The sequence below is a fragment of the Cupriavidus sp. TMH.W2 genome (genome assembly GCF_050847365.1).
Taxonomy (GTDB): Bacteria; Pseudomonadota; Gammaproteobacteria; order Burkholderiales; family Burkholderiaceae; genus Cupriavidus.
Map to the genome: position 1 here is coordinate 3,119,967 of NZ_CP193792.1, position 17,035 is coordinate 3,137,001.

Genomic DNA, 17,035 nt, shown 5'->3' on the forward strand with positions numbered 1-17,035 from the left:
GGAAACGACTGCGGGGGCGCGGGCAGCCAATCGCTGACCGCGGACCGCGCCGCATGGATACGGCCTGAGATCCGGAATGATACCGCACCCCGGTCCGGCGCCCCCAGGGGCCGGACCGGGGAGACGCATGCCAGCCCGCAGTGGCGCCGCAGACGCTGCGCGAGATAGCGCCGCTGGCCTCGATCGCCACGCGGCTGATAAAGCTGGCGTGGCAACGAGACCCTGCTGTTTCATCTCGTGGTCTATTTCCTGGCTTCGGCAGCGAGTGTCGAAACGGGGCTTCGGTCTGTGGTCCGCATATATTTGGGATGCGGAATCGCCTCAGTCCCCGGGGATGGCCGCGACAGCAGGTCCGGCAGGAACACTTCTGTCACGAGCATGACACCGCCGCCGCGCCGGAACACCGAGCGCCGCGCCGGCAGCATGGGCAGTGGCGCCATGGCCGGCAGCACGCGCTGCAGTGCCTGGCGCAGCGGATGGTGCGGCAGCAGCCGCGCAAACTGGAACGGCTCGCGCTCCACCGCCGGATCGACAAAGAGCCGCCCGCCCAGCGGACGCTCGCCCAGTCCGCGCAGGAACGGCCAGTCGCGCCGCGCGTGGCGCTGGCGCACGACGGTATGGGCAAAGATGGCGGGAATATCGTCGCAGATCAGCAGCACCTCGCGCGTCAGCGCGGGGGTGCGCTCTGGCTGGCCCAGCACCTGCCATTCATCGGCCAGCGGGCGCTGCGGGCGCTGCAGCAGCCGCGCCACGCAAAAGCGCTCCGACGCGGCCACCAGGCGCGCGGTGAGCGAGCCGTCATCGCCGGTCACCCAGCGCCGCAGGTTGGGCGGGATGGCCGCATCAAAGGCCAGGTGCGCACTCCAGCCGCAGCGGCGCGCGGACTGCGCGCTCATGCCGCGCCGGCGCCGGCCGGCACCTTGCCGCCGGGACCATAGCCGCAGAAGGCAAGCACATCGTCGACGTAGTCGGCGAACTCGCTGATGCCATGGTCGCTGCCCTCGATCACGCGGATTTTCGCACCCGGGCAGGCCGCCACCATTTCGCGGTAGTCCAGCACCTCGTCGCCGGTGGCGGCGATCAGGTAATAGCGCTCGGGGTCGGTGATGGTGTCCACGCGCAGGTCCAGCAGCTCTTGCAGGTGGCGGCGCTCGACCGTGACCGAGCCGCCGCCATGCCACAGCGGCTGTTCGCCCAGATACGTTTCCAGGTCGGTCCAGGGGTGGATGGCCGGATTGAGCAGCACGGTCTTGCAGCCATGCTGTTCCCCCAGCCAGCGGGCATAGAAGCCCCCCAGCGACGAGCCGACGATGGCGATGTCCGGGTCGCCGCCGGCCCGTGCGGCGCGGATCGCCGCTTGCGCCTGGGCGATGGCCAGTTCCGGCGAGACATTGAGCGTGGGGCAGGCGTAGTAGCGGCCCACGCCCCACTCGCGCATGCGCTCCTGCACCAGCCGGGCCTTGAACGACTGGGGCGAGGAGCGGAATCCGTGCAGATACAGCAGCATGGTCGTGCGTCCGCCGGTCAGCGTGCCGCGTCCTGGGCCAGCGCGTCCAGCAGCTTCTGGTGCACGCCGCCGAAGCCGCCGTTGCTCATCACCAGCACGTGGTCGCCCGGCTGCGCCGCGGCGCGCACGGACTGCACCAGCGCGCCCAGGTCCTGGAACGCGGTGGCCTTGCCGCCCAGCGGCGCCAGCGATTCGGCCAGGTCCCAGCCCAGCGCGTCCTTGCCGGCCGGGGCGCCGTAGCCGAACACCAGGTCGGCCTGCGCCAGGCTGGCCGGCAGCTGCGCCTTCATCACGCCCAGCTTCATGGTGTTGGAGCGCGGCTCCAGCACGGCCAGGATGCGGGCATTGCCGACGCGGCGGCGCAGCCCTTCCAGCGTGGTCTGGATCGCGGTCGGATGGTGGGCGAAGTCGTCGTAGACGGTCACGCCGCCGGCGACGCCGCGCACTTCCATGCGGCGCTTGACGTTGGCGAAGCGTCCGAGCGACGCAATCGCCTGCGCGGCCGGCACGCCCACATGGCGCGCGGCGGCGATCGCGGCCAGCGCGTTCATGCGGTTGTGGGTGCCCTGCAGGTCCCAGACCACGGTGCCGGCCACCGCTTCGCCGAACCAGACGTCGAAGGCGTCCTTGCCGGGCGCGGCCTTGGCGCCGGCGGCGTCGCTCTCGCGCCAGTCGCCCACGCCGAACTGCTCGACCTCGCTCCAGCAGCCGCGCTCGAGCACCCGCGCCAGGCTGGCCTCCACGCCGTTGACGACGATCCGGCCCTGGCCGGGCACGGTGCGCACCAGGTGGTGGAACTGGGTCTCGATCGCCGCCAGATCGGGGAAGATGTCGGCGTGGTCGTATTCCAGGTTGTTCAGGATGGCGGTGCGCGGGCGATAGTGGACGAACTTGCTGCGCTTGTCGAAGAAGGCAGTGTCGTACTCGTCGGCCTCGATCACGAAGAAGTCCGACTCGGTCACGCGCGCCGAGATGCCGAAGTTCTGCGGCACCCCGCCCACCAGGAAGCCCGGGTTATAGCCGGCATCCTCCAGGATCCAGGCCAGCATCGACGTGGTGGTGGTCTTGCCATGCGTGCCGGCCACCGCCAGCACCCACTTGCGCGCCAGCACGTGCTCGCCCAGCCATTGCGGGCCCGACACATAAGGCAGGTTGCGGTCGAGAATGGCCTCCATCAGCGGATTGCCGCGCGAGACCACGTTGCCGATCACGAACAGGTCCGGCTCCAGCGACAGCTGGGCCGGGTCGAAGCCCTCGATCAGCTCGATCCCCTGGGCCTCGAGCTGGGTGCTCATCGGCGGGTAGACATTGGCATCGCAGCCCGTGACGCGATAGCCGGCCTGCTTGGCCAGCACCGCCAGGCCGCCCATGAAGGTGCCGCAGATGCCAAGGATGTGAATATGCATGGGTTCCCGGAAAGACTTGAAGCCCGCAGGCGTGGGGATTCGGCACCCGGCGGCGCGGCGGCTTTTTGCCGTGGTTTGCCGTAAGGCGGCCGGGCAGGAAGCCTTCGATTGTACCCGAGCGCCAGCGCCCTTCGCTGCACTGCGGCACCGTGCCTGCCGGCAGCGCGGATAGCTCCGGTATCATGGGGCATGACCCGACGCACTGCCCCCGACCCCACCCGCCTGCGCGAGGAAATCGCCCAGGCAGCCGCCCGGATGATTGCCGAAGACGGTGCCGACTACGCCACCGCCAAGCGCAAGGCCGCCCGCCAGGTGCTGGGCGAACAGCGCGTGCCCGGCGAATGGCTGCCCGACAACGAACAGGTCGAAGCCGAAGTGCGCGCCTACCAGGCGCTGTTCCACGCCGACAGCCAGCCGCGCGTGCTGGCGCTGCTGCGCCGGCTGGCGGTGCTGGCCATGGAAGACCTGGCTGCGTTCCGGCCCTACCTGGCCGGCGCCGTGCTCAACGGCACCGCCACCGAGCACTCCGATATCTATCTGCAGTGCTTCTGCGACAGCGCCAAGGACGCGGCGCTGCACCTGATCAACGCCGGCGTCGACTTCGAAACCAGTGAGAGCCGCCACTTCGGCGGCCGCGGCGAGGTCGAGACCCTCAGCTTCCTGTGGAAAGGCCAGTGGCCCGATCGCCGCGAGGCCCGGCTGCTGGCCGGCGAAGTGCGTGCGGAACTGGGTGCCCCAGTCGGCATTCATATAGCACTGTATGATGCCGTCGACGAACGCGGCGCCGTGCGTGCCGACGCCTCCGGGCGCCAGCCCCGCGCGGATGTGCAGGCGGTACGGGCGCTGCTGGACGCGCCCGCTGCTGCCGACCCGGCCGACCCAACCTGAAAGCCGCCACCAACTGACTGGTCCAAGCCATCTCCATGACTGAAACCGCCTCTTCGCCCACCCGCCGCTCCCGCCTCTGGCTGTGGATCGCCGCGGCCGTGGCCGCCTGCGCCGCCGGCGCGCTGGCCGGACACTTCGTGTTCTCGCCCAAGCCCGCCGGCGACCATGCGGTGGAAACCTTCTTCCAGACGCGCCTGCCCGACGCTGCCGGCGCCGACCTGGACCTGGGCAAGCTGCGCGGCAAGACCGTGGTGGTCAACTTCTGGGCGCCCTGGTGTGGTCCATGCGTCGAGGAAATGCCGGAGCTGACCGCCCTGCATGAGGAATACAAGAACCGCCAGGTGGAGTTTGTCGGCATCGGCATCGATTCCGCCGCCAATATCCAGCAGTTCACCCGGAAGGTGCCGGTAGCTTACCCGCTGGCCGTGGCCGGCTTTGCCGGCACCGAGCTGTCCCGCAACTTTGGCAACAGCGCCGGCGGCCTGCCCTACACCGTGGTGATCAATCCTGACGGATCGGTGAAGTATCGCAAGATGGGCCGAGTGACGGCCGAGGAACTGCGTTCCGTGCTGCCGCGCACCTGAACACATTCTTCCGCCAAGTTCGCTGAATTTCGGTTTTCTTCAGCGATTTGTTTCGCTGAGAGGCCTAAACAGCGAGAAAGTGCTCAAAGGGGCGTCGAAGCGTCGCGCACGGCCGTCAAGCCTTGTATCGCGTGCTAGACAAATCCCTCTAAGCTACGGTAATCTCCGCGCAATTTCGTTGATCTGGTCGAGCCGCCGTGACTGCAACCCGCTCCATCCGTCGCTCAGCCCGCTACCGCAAGGTGCTGGTCCTGCATGGGCCAAACCTGAACCTGCTGGGCACGCGCGAGCCGGAAACCTACGGCGACACGACGCTTGCCGATATCGACACGGCCCTGGCGGAACGCGCGGCAAAAGCCGGCATTTCGCTTGAGACGTTCCAGTCCAACCACGAGGGGGCACTGGTCGACCGCGTCCACGCCGCCCGCGCGGAAGGGGTCGAGTTCATCATCATCAACCCGGCTGCCTACACGCATACCAGCGTGGCGCTGCGCGATGCCCTGGCCGGCGTGGCGATCCCGTTCGTCGAGGTACACCTGTCGAACGTGCATCGGCGCGAAAGCTTCCGGCACCACTCCTATTTCTCCGACGTGGCGGTCGGGGTGATCTGCGGGCTTGGCTGGCAGGGTTACCTGCTGGCGCTGGACTATGTGCTGGGCCAGGAGCAGCCGCCGCCCGAGAGTTCGGGGAGCTGAACTCCCAAGATTTTTTCGACAACCTGCGCGCGCCGCCCGGCGGCCTGCGCCCGTTGGCGTGCCTCGGCACGGCGGGCGCGGATTTCCGGTGGCCGGCAACACGATTCTTCCGCCGCGGCCCGTCCCGGGCAGCGGCCGGATAACCCGATTCAGGAGGATAAAAAGATGGACCTGCGCAAGCTGAAGACGCTTATCGACCTGGTGGCCGAATCCGGCATCTCCGAGCTGGAAGTCACCGAAGGCGACGGCAAGGTACGCATCGTCAAGCAACCGCCGCAAATCATCGCCGCGCCGATGGCCATGCCGCAGATGCAGGCGCTGCCGCCCGCTGCGGCCGCCGCACCGGCTGGTGCCGCGGCACCAGCTGCCGAGGCCGCCGCGCAACTGCCCGCCGGCCATGTGGTGACTTCGCCGATGGTGGGCACGTTCTACCGTGCACCGTCGCCGGGCGCCGCGCCCTTCGTCAACGTCGGCGATTCGGTCAAGGAAGGCCAAACCGTCTGCATCATCGAAGCCATGAAGCTGCTCAACGAAATCGAGTGCGACAAGGCCGGCGTCATCAAGGAAATCCTGGTCGAGAACGGCCAGGCCGTGGAATACGGCCAGCCGCTGTTCGTCATCGGCTGATCCTGACCGGCATGCCAGGCCGCACGCTGCCATCGGCCACGCAAGTGGCCTCCGCAGCAGCACCCGCACGGCATGCCATGGCGTTGATTGACGCCAGGGACGTTGTGGGCTTCGCGGCCCGTTCCGTGCAGTTCCATGCAGTTCCGCGCAGTATGGTGGCCACGGCGGCGACAGCCCTCGGGCCGCGCACCCCGGCGTGCCGTTGCGGCACGCGGCGGGACCGCTACTGTTCTCGCAGAGAGAGACCATGTTTGAAAAAATTCTGATCGCGAACCGCGGCGAAATCGCTCTTCGCATCCAGCGCGCCTGCCGCGAACTGGGCATCAAGACGGTCGTGGTGTACTCCGAGGCCGACAAAGAGGCCAAGTACGTACGCCTGGCAGACGAAGCCGTCTGCATCGGCCCGGCGCCGTCGCCGCTGTCGTACCTGAACATGCCGGCCATCATCTCGGCCGCCGAAGTGACCGACGCGCAGGCCATCCACCCCGGCTACGGCTTCCTGTCGGAGAACGCCGACTTTGCCGAGCGCGTGGAGAAATCCGGCTTCGTCTTTATCGGCCCGACCGCCGAAAGCATCCGCCTGATGGGTGACAAGGTGTCGGCCAAGCAGGCCATGATCAAGGCCGGCGTGCCGTGCGTGCCCGGCTCGGACGGCGCCCTGCCCGACGATCCCAAGGAAATCCTGGCCACCGCGCGCCGCGTGGGCTACCCGGTGATCATCAAGGCCGCCGGCGGCGGCGGTGGCCGCGGCATGCGCGTGGTGCATACCGAGGCCGCGCTGATCAACGCCGTCAACATGACGCGCGAAGAAGCCGGCCGTGCCTTCGGCAATCCCGAGGTCTACATGGAGAAGTTCCTCGAGAACCCGCGCCATGTGGAGATCCAGATCCTGGCCGACCAGCACCGCCAGGCGATCTGGCTGGGCGAGCGCGACTGCTCGATGCAGCGCCGGCACCAGAAGGTGCTGGAGGAAGCGCCCGCGCCGCACATCCCGCGCCGCCTGATCGAGCGCATCGGCGACCGCTGCGCTGAAGCTTGCCGGAAGATGGGCTACCGCGGCGCCGGCACCTTCGAGTTCCTGTACGAGAACAACGAGTTCTACTTCATCGAGATGAACACGCGCGTGCAGGTCGAGCACCCGGTCACCGAGATGATCACCGGCATCGACATCGTGCAGGAGCAGATCCGCATCGCCTTCGGCGAAAAGCTGCGCTTGCGCCAGAAGGATGTGCAGTTCCGCGGCCACGCGATCGAATGCCGCGTGAACGCCGAGGATCCGTTCAAGTTCACGCCGTCGCCGGGCCGCATCACCGCCTGGCACATGCCCGGCGGCCCGGGTGTGCGGGTCGACTCGCACGCGTATGATGGTTACTTCGTCCCGTCCAACTACGATTCGATGATCGGCAAGATCATCACCTACGGCGCCACGCGCGAGCAGGCCATCGCCCGCATGCGCATCGCGCTGTCGGAAATGGTGGTGGACGGCATCCAGACCAACGTGCCGCTGCACCGCGAGCTGATGATGGACGCCAACTTCGTTGAAGGCGGCACCAGCATCCACTATCTCGAGCATCGCCTGGCGGAGCGCGCGAAGGCCTGACGCAACGTAACCCGCAACACCAAAGCAGCACGCAAGGAAGCCCGTGGCATTTCAGGAATGTGTGATCGAAGTGGCGCAGGACCAGGCCGAAGCCTGGTCTGACGCCCTGTTCGACCTCGGCGCGCTGTCGGTCTCGGTGGAAGACGCCGATGCCGACACGCCCGACGAGCAGCCGCTCTTTGGCGAGCCCGGGCTGGAACCGAAGCAACTCGCGTGGAACCGCTCGCGCGTGGTGGCGCTGTTCGGCGACGATGCCGACCCGGCCGTCGTCGTGGCGGCAGCCGCCAACCAGCTTGGCATCGACCCGGTGCCGGCCTACCAGCTGCGCGCGTTCGAGGACCAGGACTGGGTGCGGCTGACGCAATCGCAGTTCGAGCCGATCCGCATCGGCGAGCGCATCTGGGTGGTGCCGTCGTGGCATGACGCCCCCGAGCCCGATGCCGTGGTGCTGGAGCTCGACCCGGGCCTGGCCTTCGGCACCGGCAGCCATCCCACCACGCGGCTGTGCATGCAGTGGCTGGAGCAGAACCTGAAGCCGGGCGAAACCGTGCTCGACTACGGCTGCGGCTCCGGCATCCTGGCGATTGTGGCGCGCAAGCTGGGCGCGGGCGACACCGTCGGCATCGACATCGATCCCAACGCCGTGGAAGCGTCTCGCTACAACGCCGGGCGCAACCGCGTGCAAGCGTCGTTCGCGCTGCCGGAATCGGTGTCCGAGGCCAGCTATGACCTGGTGGTCGCCAACATCCTGTCCAATCCGCTCAAGCTGATGGCCGCCATGCTGAGCGCGCGCGTGCGCGCCGGCGGGCGGCTGGTGCTGTCCGGCGTGCTGGAGCGCCAGGCGGATGAGGTCGCCGCGGCCTATGCACCCTGGCTGCCGCTGACGGTGTGGCGCAGCGAGGAAGGCTGGGTCTGCCTGCATGGCACCCGTCCCTGAATCACCCCGATGGCCGCCGTCAAGCTAGTCACGCGCTGTCCGGCCTGCCGCACCGCCTTCCGGCTGGTCGCCGACCAGTTGCGCCTGCGCCAGGGCCTGGTGCGCTGCGGCCAGTGCGAAACGGTGTTCGACGCGCGCGAGCACCTGATCGAAATTCCGCTGCCGTCAGACAGCACCGCGGGCAGCGCCGCGCCGTCGGCCCGGAAGCCGACGCCGCCATCTGTACCCTCCCCGGCAACTGAACCCGCCGCGCCGCCCGCGTCGGTGGAAGCCACGCCCGCGCCGCAGCCCGCCTTCACCCCGACCATCGACCCCGGCTATGACGTGCCGGCGCTGGATGCGCCAACGATGCTGATGTCGACGCCGGAGGACATGGCCACGCCGCCGCAGGCAGGCATGGACGACGCCGAGATCGAGCGCGCGCTGCACGAAGCCAACGAAGCCGTGGCCCATCGCGATGCGCGCGACGCGGAACGCCAGGCGGCCAGCCCGGCGCCGCCGGCTTCCGCATCCGCGTGGCCGGCGCTCGATCACGGCGCGCTGGATACCCCTGCGCCAGCCGTGTCGCCAGTACCTGCGCCGACGCCGGCAGTGCCAGCCCCTGCCACCATTCCCAGCGCGAGCGAGTTCCTGCGGGCCGCGTCGGCCGATGCCGGGTCCCAACCCGCCCCGTGGCCAGACGACGTGCAGCACTACATCGACGCAGCGCCCGATGCATCGTCCACCGCAGCGGCCAAGGGCGGCGGCGAAGCTGAACCGGCCCTCGGCCCTGACACCAGCCATCCCCCCACCGTCACCGGCGGGGCCGTCGCGCGCGAGCAGACCACGCGCCGCTGGGTGCGCGCCGAGGCCCCGCCCGGCCCGGTCTTCGCCCCCGACTTCCTGCGCCACGCGCGCGCGCGCGAGCGCGAACGCCAGCCGCGTAAGCCCGTGGCGATGCCCCGCGCCGCCTGGCGCGTTGCCGCCGTGCTGCTCGCCCTGGCCGCGCTGGTGCAGGGGGTGTACCTGGGGCGCAGCCAGCTGGCCGGGCACTTCCCGATGCTGCGCCCGGCACTCGAAGCCGCCTGCGCACCGCTGCGCTGCGAGGTGCCGCCGTGGCGCGACATCGATGCGCTGCGCATCGAGACCTCGCAGCTGCAGCGCCAGGATGAAGGCGGCGACACCTACCTGCTGGCGGTGACGCTGCGCAACCTGAGCCGCGCCAGCACCGCCCTGCCCGCGATCGAGCTGGTGATGACCGACCTGCAGGACCAGTTGCTGCTGCGCCGGGTGCTGCAGCCCGCGGAGTACCTGGAGCCGTCGCAAAAGGCCTTCGCCGCGCAGGGTCTTCGCGCGGGCATGGAGCTGCCGGTTCGGGTACGATTCCGGACGCAGCAGGCGCCAGCCAACTATCGCGTGCTGATTTTTTACCCCTGAATTCCTGGCCCGCCGCCGGACCGAATCCGAGCCTGGCGGCGGGCCGCGCCCCCCCGCTCCGGCCCAGGCCGGACATCCATCAGATATCAAGGAGTAGACATGAGCAACGTCACCCTCGGCGGCAACGCCATCGAAGTCGCAGGCAAGTTCCCGCAAGCCGGCGACAAGGCCCCGGCCTTCTCGCTGGTCGGCAAGGACCTGAAGGACGTCACGCTGGCCGACTTCGCCGGCAAGCGCAAGGTCCTGAACATCGTTCCGAGCCTGGACACCCCGGTGTGCCAGGCCTCCGCGCGCAAGTTCAATGAAGCCGCCAGCGGCCTCGCCAACACTGTGGTGCTGACGATCTCGGCCGACCTGCCGTTCGCCATGGGCCGCTTCTGCACCGCTGAAGGCCTGGCCAACGTGGTGCCGCTGTCGACCATGCGCGGCGCCGAGTTCAAGGGCAACTACGGCGTGGACATCAAGACCGGCCCGCTGGCCGGCGTGACCGCCCGCGCGGTGGTGGTGCTCGACGAGAACGACACCGTCAAGTACAGCCAGCTGGTGTCCGAGATCAAGAACGAGCCGGACTACGACGCAGCCCTGGCCGCGCTGAAGTAATCAGCGGCACGCCCCGGAACCCTCGGGTTCCGGGATGGCAGCGGCCGCCCGCATCCCCGGGCGGCCGCTTTTTGTTTTCTGCCTGACCGACACTGCCCGCAAGGGCTCCGTTCCACCCAAACATCCTGACACCTGGAGAGAGCATGGCCAGCCTGATCTGCGGCTCCGTCGCCTACGACACCATCATGACGTTCGACGGACGCTTCCGCGAACACATCCTGCCGGACCAGATCCACATGCTGAACGTCTCATTCCTGGTGCCCGGCATGCGCCGCGAGTTCGGCGGCTGCGCCGGCAACATCGCCTACACGCTGAAGATGCTCGGCGGCGATCCGGTGGTGATGGCCACCGTCGGCACCGACGCCGAGCCCTACCTGGATTACCTGCGCAAGCTGGAGATCCCCACCGGCCACATTCGCGTGCTGCCCGAGACCTTCACCGCGCAGGCCATGATCACCACCGACCTGGACAACAACCAGATCACCGCCTTCCATCCTGGCGCAATGAGCCAGTCGCAGCTGAACAACGTCAAGGATGCGCTGGGCGGCGCCAGCGCGCCGGGCCTGGGCATCGTCGCGCCCGACAGCCGCGAGGGCATGCTGCACCATGCGCGCCAGTTCGCCGAAGCCGGCGTGCCGTTCATCTTTGACCTGGGTCAGGCCATGCCCCTGTTCAACGGCGACGACCTGCGGGAGTTCGTTGAACTCGCCAGTTACGTGACAGTCAATGACTACGAGGCGCAGGTCCTGCTGTCCCGCACCGCGTGGACCAGCGCCGAGGTTGCCGCCAAGGTTCGTGCCTTCATCGTCACGCACGGCGAACGCGGCGCCAGCATCTTCGCCGATGGCCGCCAGTACGCGATCCCGGCCGTTGCGGCCGAACGCATCGTGGACCCGACCGGCTGCGGCGACGCCTTCCGGGGCGGCCTGCTATTCGGCATTGAAAACGGATTAGACTGGGAAACGACCGGCCGCCTGGCGTCGCTGATGGGTTCGGTCAAGATCGCGCAACAGGGTCCGCAGAACCACTGGTTGTCGCGCGAGGAAATCGGCAACCGGTTCCAGTCGGCATTCGGGTACCGCTACGCCTGACCTGCGGCCAGCGCGTGGCTCTTTTCGGGAAATGACATGAACAACAAGCTACGTGGCGGCGCGGTGGCCGTCCTTGGTGCCACCCTGGTGGCCTCCCTGCTGGCCGGCTGCGCCACGCAATCCAACTCCAACAGCGTCTACAGCTCCGGCCAGGCGCAGCGCGAGCAGATCGTGCGCTATGGCGTGGTCGAAGGCATCCGCGAGGTCACCATCCAGGGTAACCAGAGCGGTGCCGGCACGCTGGCGGGCGGCGCCATCGGCGGCATTGCGGCCGGCAGCACCATCGGCAGCGGCAACGGCGCGGTGGCGGCCGGCATCCTCGGCGCAGTGCTGGGCGGCATTGCCGGCAGCGCGACCGAGAACAAGATCAACCAGCGCCGCGGTCTGGAAATCACCGTGCGCCTGGACAACGGCGAGATGCGCGCGATCACGCAGGAGGCCGACGAAGCCTTCCGCCCCGGCGAGCGGGTGCGGCTGCTGTCGTCGGGCGGCGTGACCCGGGTCACGCACTGACTGCCTGACGGCCCTCGGGGGCCGCGGCCAGGCGCAGCACAGGCGCCGCACCCGCAAGGGTCGCGGCGCTTTTTCTTTGCGGCTTGGCAAGCCTGTTACATCGCCGTGGACGAGCGCAGGAGCGAGGGACGTGCGCCCATGAAAAAACCCGCCGGGCGGATGCCATCGGCGGGTCGGCAAGACCAGGTGTCTTGCGGACCGGATACGCCGTATCCGGTCATGCGGGCACGCACTGCGTGCCGGTGCGGTTCCTTGCGGAACGCGTAAGGTCCACTCCGTGGCGGAGCAGCTTACGGACGGTTGCCCGTCGGGAACGGCCAGGCAGCAGCCGGGTTCAGCGCGGTCTTGGCAGCCGAAGCGGGAGCAACGGCAGGGGCCGCGGCAGGCTTGGCGGCAGCCTTCTTGGCAGCCGGCTTCTTGGCAGCAGCCTTCTTGGCGGCCGGCTTCTTGGCGGCGGCCTTCTTGGCAGCAACCTTCTTCACTGCAGCCTTCTTGGCCGGTGCCTTCTTGGCGGCTGCCTTCTTGGCCGGTGCGGCCTTCTTGGCGGCGACCTTCTTCACCGCGGCCTTCTTGGCGGCCGGTGCCTTCTTGGCTGCAACCTTCTTGGCTGCAACCTTCTTGGTTGCGACCTTCTTGGCGGCGACCTTCTTCACCGCGGCCTTCTTGGCGGCCGGTGCCTTCTTGGCGGCTGCCTTCTTGGCCGGTGCGGCCTTCTTGGCGGCGACCTTCTTCACGGCGGCCTTCTTGGCCGGTGCCTTCTTGGCGGCCGGTGCTGCCTTTTTGGCGGCTACCTTCTTCACAGCAGCCTTCTTGGCGGCCGGCTTGGCGGCCTTCTTAGCCGCCGGCTTTTTCTTTGCAGCAGTTGCCATGGATAACTCCTTCACTAGAGAGTGAATATCGAATGACCTAAGTTGGCGACCCGACCGACCCGAGGCGCGCCACTTCAGCGCGGCCCCAGTCGAGCGAGCGATTCATCGGCGTGCGGCCCGACAGCTGCTGCACGCTAATGAATTCGGTTGCAGGCGCACCGCCCCTGGCGGTGACTTGGCGGCCGGAGCGAGCCCGCAAGCGGGTCTCGGGCACATGCCGCGCCCTGGAATATTCGATCAGCCCGCACCGCCCGTTGAGCCGGCGCACGGCCAGAAATGAGGAGATATCGGACAGCTGGCCTGCGGTGCGGGCTTGGCCTCGCGCACGGCAGGCGGCGTTCATTCGTTGGTAGCGGGTCCAACCCGTTAATGGACCAAGGGAGACTGCACGCGTTTTAAGAAGCCGGTCCGGCCTGGTCTGCGTCAAAGTTCTCGTGCTCCTCAGCTACTACCTTCGTCACTGCATCGAAGCGCGCATCGCGCTCGTCGTTCCATCTTGCTTCCTGCTTCTCTGCAATGAAGTGAGACTCTTGTCAAGGCGAATCATAATTCGTTTGCACGATGATGTTAAGAAAAAATTGCAAAAAAACTTGCCTGCATGCATCGCTCCAACTAGATCTCACGCGCAGTGTCACGAAGACGTTGTCGATGACATCGAAACGCATCGCTCACGCGCAGGTGCGGACACGCGTTTCGCGCGCTCGCGCACACTGCGCGACACCCCATCGCACACACCGCGCTCGCAGCTTTTTCACACCGCCGCGCGAACCGATGAGAGGCAGTGCGACGTGCGCCTGAAGCGCGCGCAGAACTTCCGCGCGCGCCATCGCGCTTTCCGAAAAGCCGCATGGACAAAGGCTTTGCGGGCGATGCATCGAAACGCGAGTGGCATGCGTCGACCTGCGTGACGGCACACTCAGTCACGCGCGCGACGCGCTGCCCGGCGCGTACTCGGCTTGCTTTACACAGTCGGCAGACAGCGCTCGCGCCGCGATGGCGCCGCCGCTCGGCGACACGCGCGCCGAGCGTTGCGCGACACCATCGCCGAGCGGGTCAGAGAGTGATGCGTGCACGCAACGGTTTGCACCGACGCAACAGCGCATGGGCATCGCGCAGGCATCAAAGCGTTGCGATCGAGCCAAGCGGCGACGCTCGCGAAGCATCGCGGCAACACTTCGTCGGCCGCTTCGGCCAGGTCACCGCCATCTGTGTCCGACCCGCGCGCTTGCCCTGCGATTCGAATCGCGCGCGTCGCGTCTCGCGTCCGCGCTCGCTCACCTTCGCGCTCGCCGCGCGCTGACGACCGGCGCTTCGTACGTCCGCTTAGAGGATTGCTTCAGCGCCCGCCCGCCGGCGCATTTTGCTGCGACACAATAACCCGCAAACGGCTGCTGCAAGCGGCTTTGCGGGCAGCGTGGGGGCCCGGCGGACACGCGCGCGCCGCGCCGCGCCGGATTGCGGCGCGGCGCCTGCGCCAGTAGATTGGCGTGGCGACGAACCTCAAAGGAGACATCATGCGCATCCATTCCCCTCTTGCCTCGACCCTGCGCGCCGCCGTGCTCGCCGCCACCCTGCTCGGCAGCGCCGCGGCGATGGCGCAGGCCACACCCAGCGGCATGTGGAAGACCATCGACGACAACACCGGCAAGCCGCGCGGGCTGGTGGAGATCACCGAGAAGAACGGCGTCTTCAGCGGACGCGTGGTAAAGAGCCTCGTCGAGAGCGAGGGCAAGCCGAAGGTGTGCGACAAGTGCACCGACGCGCGCAAGGACCAGCCCGTCATCGGCATGACCATCCTGACCGGCCTGCGCAAGACCGCCGACAACGAGTGGAGCGGCGGCGAAATCCTGGATCCGGAGAGCGGCAAGATCTACAAGAGCAAGATGTCGCTGGCCGAGGACGGCAACAAGCTCAACGTGCGCGGCTTCATCGGCATCAGCCTGATCGGGCGCACCCAGACCTGGGAGCGCGAGCACTGATCCTGCCACGACGGCGCGGGACTCAGGGTTTCTCCGGGGCACGCCGTTGCATGCCCGAGCCGAAGGAGAAACGGCAGTCGAAAAAAAACCGGGCGGTGATGAACCCCCCGGTTTTTTTGTCCACGATGCAGCGCTTTACATCCGGTAGCGCAGGGTGGCCATGACGCTGCGCGGTGCGCCCGGCATGTTCAGGTTGGGATTGGTGCCATGCGCCGAGACGATGTAGCTCTTGTTGAACAGGTTGTACAGGTTCAACTGCGCCTCGAACGGACCATGGCGGTACCAGGCCATGGCGTCGGCGGTCACGTAGCCGGGCAGCGTCACGGTGTTCAGCGGGTCGGCATAGCGCGCACCCACCAGGTTCACGCCGGCGCCCACGCCGAAGCCGTGGCCCAGGTCCTTGGTCAGCCACGCGTTGCCGGAGTGGCGCGGCGTGATGGTGGCGCGCTTGCCCTGCAGCGCGGCGGTGGACTTAGTGACGGTGGCGTCCAGGTAGGCGTAGCCGGCCAGCATGCGCCAGCCGCGGCCGAGCTCGGCCGCGCCGGAGATCTCGACGCCGTCGGTACGCTGTTCGCCGATTGGAATCAGCGTGTTGTTGGCACTGGAGACCTTGACGTTGCTGCGCTCCAGCCGGAAGACCGAGATGGTTGTGGTGGCCTTGCCATCCAGCCAGTCATATTTGGCACCCACCTCCGTATTGTTCGTGGTCTCGGGCGCCAGGTCCGCATTGTTGGTGGCCAGGGCAAAGGTTTCGCCCGAGGGCTGGAACGATTTGCTCCAGGAAACGTAGTACGACTGCACCTTCGACGGCTGCCAGACCAGGCCCGCACGCGGGCTCCAGGCGTTATCGGTGCGCGACAGGTTCTTCTGGCCGGCCAGGCGCTGGTTCGTGTCCTGTTGGAAGTTGTCGTACCGGATCCCGAGCAGCGCCTTCCACTGCTCGGTGAGCGTGATCATGTCCTGCGTGTAGAACGCCAGGGTCTTGGCGGTGGCCAGGTTGCTCGTGGCCGGCGTGCCGCCAACCAGGACCGGCAGCGTCGGCAGTACCGGATTGAACAGATCGAAGGTGCCTGGCACGGCCTTGGAAAAGTTGACCAGATCCTTGTTCTGCTGACCGATCTCCATCCCGTACAGGATTTGGTGCTTCGTACCGAAGATCGTTGCCTTCTGCGTCAGGTCCGTCTGATTGAACCAGCCGTGCTCCTGGCGATAGACGTTGGAGTGCGACATCGTCAGCCGCTGCGTCACCTCGTTGACCGAGCTGGTCAGCGTGTTATTGCGATTCAGCGAGTAATGGTAGTACCGCGTAGCATTGCGGATCGACCAGTCGTCGTTGAAGCGATGGTTGATCGTGGCCGTGCCCGAGTACACGCGCGACTGGCTAAAGTCGGCGTCGCGCGCATTGGCCGCGCCGTAGTAGCGCGAAGCCGGCACGTCCACCGGGCGCCCCTTGTAGGCCGGGATGCCGAAGTCCGTCACGCGCCGGTCTTCCAGGTAGTCGGCCTGCAGCAGCACGGTGGTCTCGGGCGCGATGCGCAACTCCAGCGACGGCGCGATTGCCGAGCGGTCCAGGAACTGTTGCGAGCGGTAGCTGTTGGCCTTCTCCACCGCGCCGGTCACGCGGAAGGCGGCGGCGCCGTCGGCGAACACGCGGCCCACGTCGGCTTCGGCGCGGCGGTCGGCCCACATGCCGTAGCTCAGCGCAAAGTCGGTGACATCGATGCCCGGCTTCCTGGTCACGCGGTTGATCAGGCCACCCGACGAGCCGCGGCCATACAGCACCGCCGCCGGCCCCTTGATGACTTCGACGCGGTCGACGTTGGACAGGTCGCGGAAGTACAGCGCATCGTCGCGGATGCCGTCGACGAACTGGTCGGCAATGGCGGTGAAGCCGCGGATCGACACCTGGTCGCGCTGGCCGTCGCCGGTGGAGAACGACACACCCGGGACGTTCTTCAGCGCGTCCTGCATCGAGGTGGCGTGCTGGTCGCGCATGACATCGGCGGTGACCACGTTGACGGTCTGCGGGACGTCGCGCAGCGGTGCCTCGGTCTTGGTCGCGCTGACCGCATTGGGCGGGTTATAGCCCTCGCCAAGCTCGCGGCCGACATCGGCCTTGACGGTGACCTCCGGCAACTGCGCCGGCGCTGCTGGCACGGCCTGGGCCCACGCCAGCATCGGTTGAAAAACGAGGCTCCCCGCCACCGCGGCGTACATCGGGTGAAGTTTGATTCTCATTGCCCTGTAATCGACTGTAATTTTTTTGAAAATGCGGGCGCATTATCGATTACAGCCTTGTCACGGTCAACGAGATTGCGAATTA

General features: G+C 67.6%; 17 protein-coding genes. 11 read left to right on the top strand and 6 right to left on the bottom strand.

Annotated features, from left to right (window positions below; translation table 11 throughout):
• Positions 1-242: 242 nt before the first annotated feature.
• From ACREYQ_RS14310 to mpl, 3 genes are read right to left on the bottom strand one after another with little or no spacing between them, the layout of a single operon-like run.
• Positions 243-896, bottom strand: a complete 654-nt coding sequence (locus ACREYQ_RS14310) for a chorismate--pyruvate lyase family protein (protein WP_432258231.1) — start codon at positions 894-896, stop codon at positions 243-245.
• Entirely contained in the window at positions 893-1,507 is a 615-nt protein-coding gene (locus tag ACREYQ_RS14315; protein ID WP_432258232.1) for a YqiA/YcfP family alpha/beta fold hydrolase, read from the bottom strand. The genes ACREYQ_RS14310 and ACREYQ_RS14315 overlap by 4 nt, the downstream gene beginning before the upstream one ends.
• A 17-nt stretch (positions 1,508-1,524) precedes the next feature.
• Complete coding sequence (mpl, locus tag ACREYQ_RS14320; RefSeq protein ID WP_432258233.1) at positions 1,525-2,913, bottom strand: UDP-N-acetylmuramate:L-alanyl-gamma-D-glutamyl-meso-diaminopimelate ligase; 1,389 nt, start codon at positions 2,911-2,913, stop codon at positions 1,525-1,527.
• A 189-nt stretch (positions 2,914-3,102) separates the two neighbouring features.
• On the opposite strand from mpl, the gene ACREYQ_RS14325 reads away from it, so the two are divergent.
• The 10 genes from ACREYQ_RS14325 to ACREYQ_RS14370 all read left to right on the top strand — a co-directional run bounded on the left by ACREYQ_RS14325 (position 3,103) and on the right by ACREYQ_RS14370 (position 11,864).
• Positions 3,103-3,801, top strand: a complete 699-nt coding sequence (locus ACREYQ_RS14325; protein WP_432258234.1) for a UDP-N-acetylmuramate--alanine ligase — start codon at positions 3,103-3,105, stop codon at positions 3,799-3,801.
• A 35-nt stretch (positions 3,802-3,836) separates the two neighbouring features.
• The gene (locus ACREYQ_RS14330; RefSeq protein WP_432258235.1) at positions 3,837-4,385 is read left to right on the top strand and encodes a TlpA family protein disulfide reductase; all 549 of its coding nucleotides are present in this window, start codon (positions 3,837-3,839) and stop codon (positions 4,383-4,385) included.
• Between the two features lie 197 nt (positions 4,386-4,582).
• Positions 4,583-5,080, top strand: coding sequence for a type II 3-dehydroquinate dehydratase (aroQ, locus tag ACREYQ_RS14335; protein ID WP_432258236.1), 498 nt, complete (start codon positions 4,583-4,585; stop codon positions 5,078-5,080).
• A 165-nt stretch (positions 5,081-5,245) separates the two neighbouring features.
• Entirely contained in the window at positions 5,246-5,707 is a 462-nt protein-coding gene (gene accB / locus ACREYQ_RS14340; RefSeq protein ID WP_432258237.1) for an acetyl-CoA carboxylase biotin carboxyl carrier protein, read from the top strand.
• Positions 5,708-5,954: 247 nt separating this feature from the next.
• Entirely contained in the window at positions 5,955-7,307 is a 1,353-nt protein-coding gene (gene accC, locus ACREYQ_RS14345; protein ID WP_432258238.1) for an acetyl-CoA carboxylase biotin carboxylase subunit, read from the top strand.
• A gap of 43 nt (positions 7,308-7,350) precedes the next feature.
• Entirely contained in the window at positions 7,351-8,244 is an 894-nt protein-coding gene (prmA, locus tag ACREYQ_RS14350) for a 50S ribosomal protein L11 methyltransferase (RefSeq protein ID WP_432258239.1), read from the top strand.
• Positions 8,245-8,253: 9 nt separating this feature from the next.
• The gene (locus ACREYQ_RS14355; protein WP_432258240.1) at positions 8,254-9,660 is read left to right on the top strand and encodes a DUF3426 domain-containing protein; all 1,407 of its coding nucleotides are present in this window, start codon (positions 8,254-8,256) and stop codon (positions 9,658-9,660) included.
• A gap of 99 nt (positions 9,661-9,759) precedes the next feature.
• Positions 9,760-10,260, top strand: a complete 501-nt coding sequence (gene tpx, locus ACREYQ_RS14360; RefSeq protein WP_432258241.1) for a thiol peroxidase — start codon at positions 9,760-9,762, stop codon at positions 10,258-10,260.
• Between the two features lie 143 nt (positions 10,261-10,403).
• Entirely contained in the window at positions 10,404-11,351 is a 948-nt protein-coding gene (locus ACREYQ_RS14365; RefSeq protein ID WP_432258242.1) for a carbohydrate kinase family protein, read from the top strand.
• A 36-nt stretch (positions 11,352-11,387) separates the two neighbouring features.
• Complete coding sequence (locus ACREYQ_RS14370; RefSeq protein WP_432258243.1) at positions 11,388-11,864, top strand: hypothetical protein; 477 nt, start codon at positions 11,388-11,390, stop codon at positions 11,862-11,864.
• Positions 11,865-12,154: 290 nt separating this feature from the next.
• On the opposite strand, the gene ACREYQ_RS14375 is transcribed toward ACREYQ_RS14370, so the two are convergent.
• Both ACREYQ_RS14375 and ACREYQ_RS14380 read right to left on the bottom strand, forming a co-directional pair.
• The gene (locus ACREYQ_RS14375) at positions 12,155-12,733 is read right to left on the bottom strand and encodes a histone H1-like DNA-binding protein (RefSeq protein ID WP_432258244.1); all 579 of its coding nucleotides are present in this window, start codon (positions 12,731-12,733) and stop codon (positions 12,155-12,157) included.
• Positions 12,734-13,653: 920 nt separating this feature from the next.
• Positions 13,654-13,806, bottom strand: a complete 153-nt coding sequence (locus ACREYQ_RS14380; RefSeq protein WP_432258245.1) for a hypothetical protein — start codon at positions 13,804-13,806, stop codon at positions 13,654-13,656.
• 441 nt (positions 13,807-14,247) lie between these two features.
• Here ACREYQ_RS14380 and ACREYQ_RS14385 point away from each other — a divergent pair, with 441 nt between their 5' ends.
• Positions 14,248-14,712, top strand: a complete 465-nt coding sequence (locus tag ACREYQ_RS14385; protein WP_432258246.1) for a DUF2147 domain-containing protein — start codon at positions 14,248-14,250, stop codon at positions 14,710-14,712.
• Between the two features lie 135 nt (positions 14,713-14,847).
• Here ACREYQ_RS14385 and ACREYQ_RS14390 read toward each other — a convergent pair whose 3' ends face one another.
• On the bottom strand, positions 14,848-16,950 hold the full coding sequence (locus ACREYQ_RS14390) for a TonB-dependent receptor (protein ID WP_432258247.1): 2,103 nt from the start codon (positions 16,948-16,950) through the stop codon (positions 14,848-14,850).
• Positions 16,951-17,035: the final 85 nt, after the last annotated feature.

Coding starts and splice junctions, on each gene's coding strand:
- ACREYQ_RS14310 (WP_432258231.1), bottom strand. CDS start 896: ATGAGCGCGCAGTCCGCGCGCCGCTGCGGCTGGAGTGCGCACCTGGCC.
- ACREYQ_RS14330 (WP_432258235.1), top strand. CDS start 3,837: ATGACTGAAACCGCCTCTTCGCCCACCCGCCGCTCCCGCCTCTGGCTG.
- accB (WP_432258237.1), top strand. CDS start 5,246: ATGGACCTGCGCAAGCTGAAGACGCTTATCGACCTGGTGGCCGAATCC.
- ACREYQ_RS14390 (WP_432258247.1), bottom strand. CDS start 16,950: ATGAGAATCAAACTTCACCCGATGTACGCCGCGGTGGCGGGGAGCCTC.
- mpl (WP_432258233.1), bottom strand. CDS start 2,913: ATGCATATTCACATCCTTGGCATCTGCGGCACCTTCATGGGCGGCCTG.
- ACREYQ_RS14315 (WP_432258232.1), bottom strand. CDS start 1,507: ATGCTGCTGTATCTGCACGGATTCCGCTCCTCGCCCCAGTCGTTCAAG.
- ACREYQ_RS14385 (WP_432258246.1), top strand. CDS start 14,248: ATGCGCATCCATTCCCCTCTTGCCTCGACCCTGCGCGCCGCCGTGCTC.
- accC (WP_432258238.1), top strand. CDS start 5,955: ATGTTTGAAAAAATTCTGATCGCGAACCGCGGCGAAATCGCTCTTCGC.
- ACREYQ_RS14325 (WP_432258234.1), top strand. CDS start 3,103: ATGACCCGACGCACTGCCCCCGACCCCACCCGCCTGCGCGAGGAAATC.
- ACREYQ_RS14365 (WP_432258242.1), top strand. CDS start 10,404: ATGGCCAGCCTGATCTGCGGCTCCGTCGCCTACGACACCATCATGACG.
- ACREYQ_RS14375 (WP_432258244.1), bottom strand. CDS start 12,733: ATGGCAACTGCTGCAAAGAAAAAGCCGGCGGCTAAGAAGGCCGCCAAG.
- ACREYQ_RS14370 (WP_432258243.1), top strand. CDS start 11,388: ATGAACAACAAGCTACGTGGCGGCGCGGTGGCCGTCCTTGGTGCCACC.
- tpx (WP_432258241.1), top strand. CDS start 9,760: ATGAGCAACGTCACCCTCGGCGGCAACGCCATCGAAGTCGCAGGCAAG.
- ACREYQ_RS14355 (WP_432258240.1), top strand. CDS start 8,254: ATGGCCGCCGTCAAGCTAGTCACGCGCTGTCCGGCCTGCCGCACCGCC.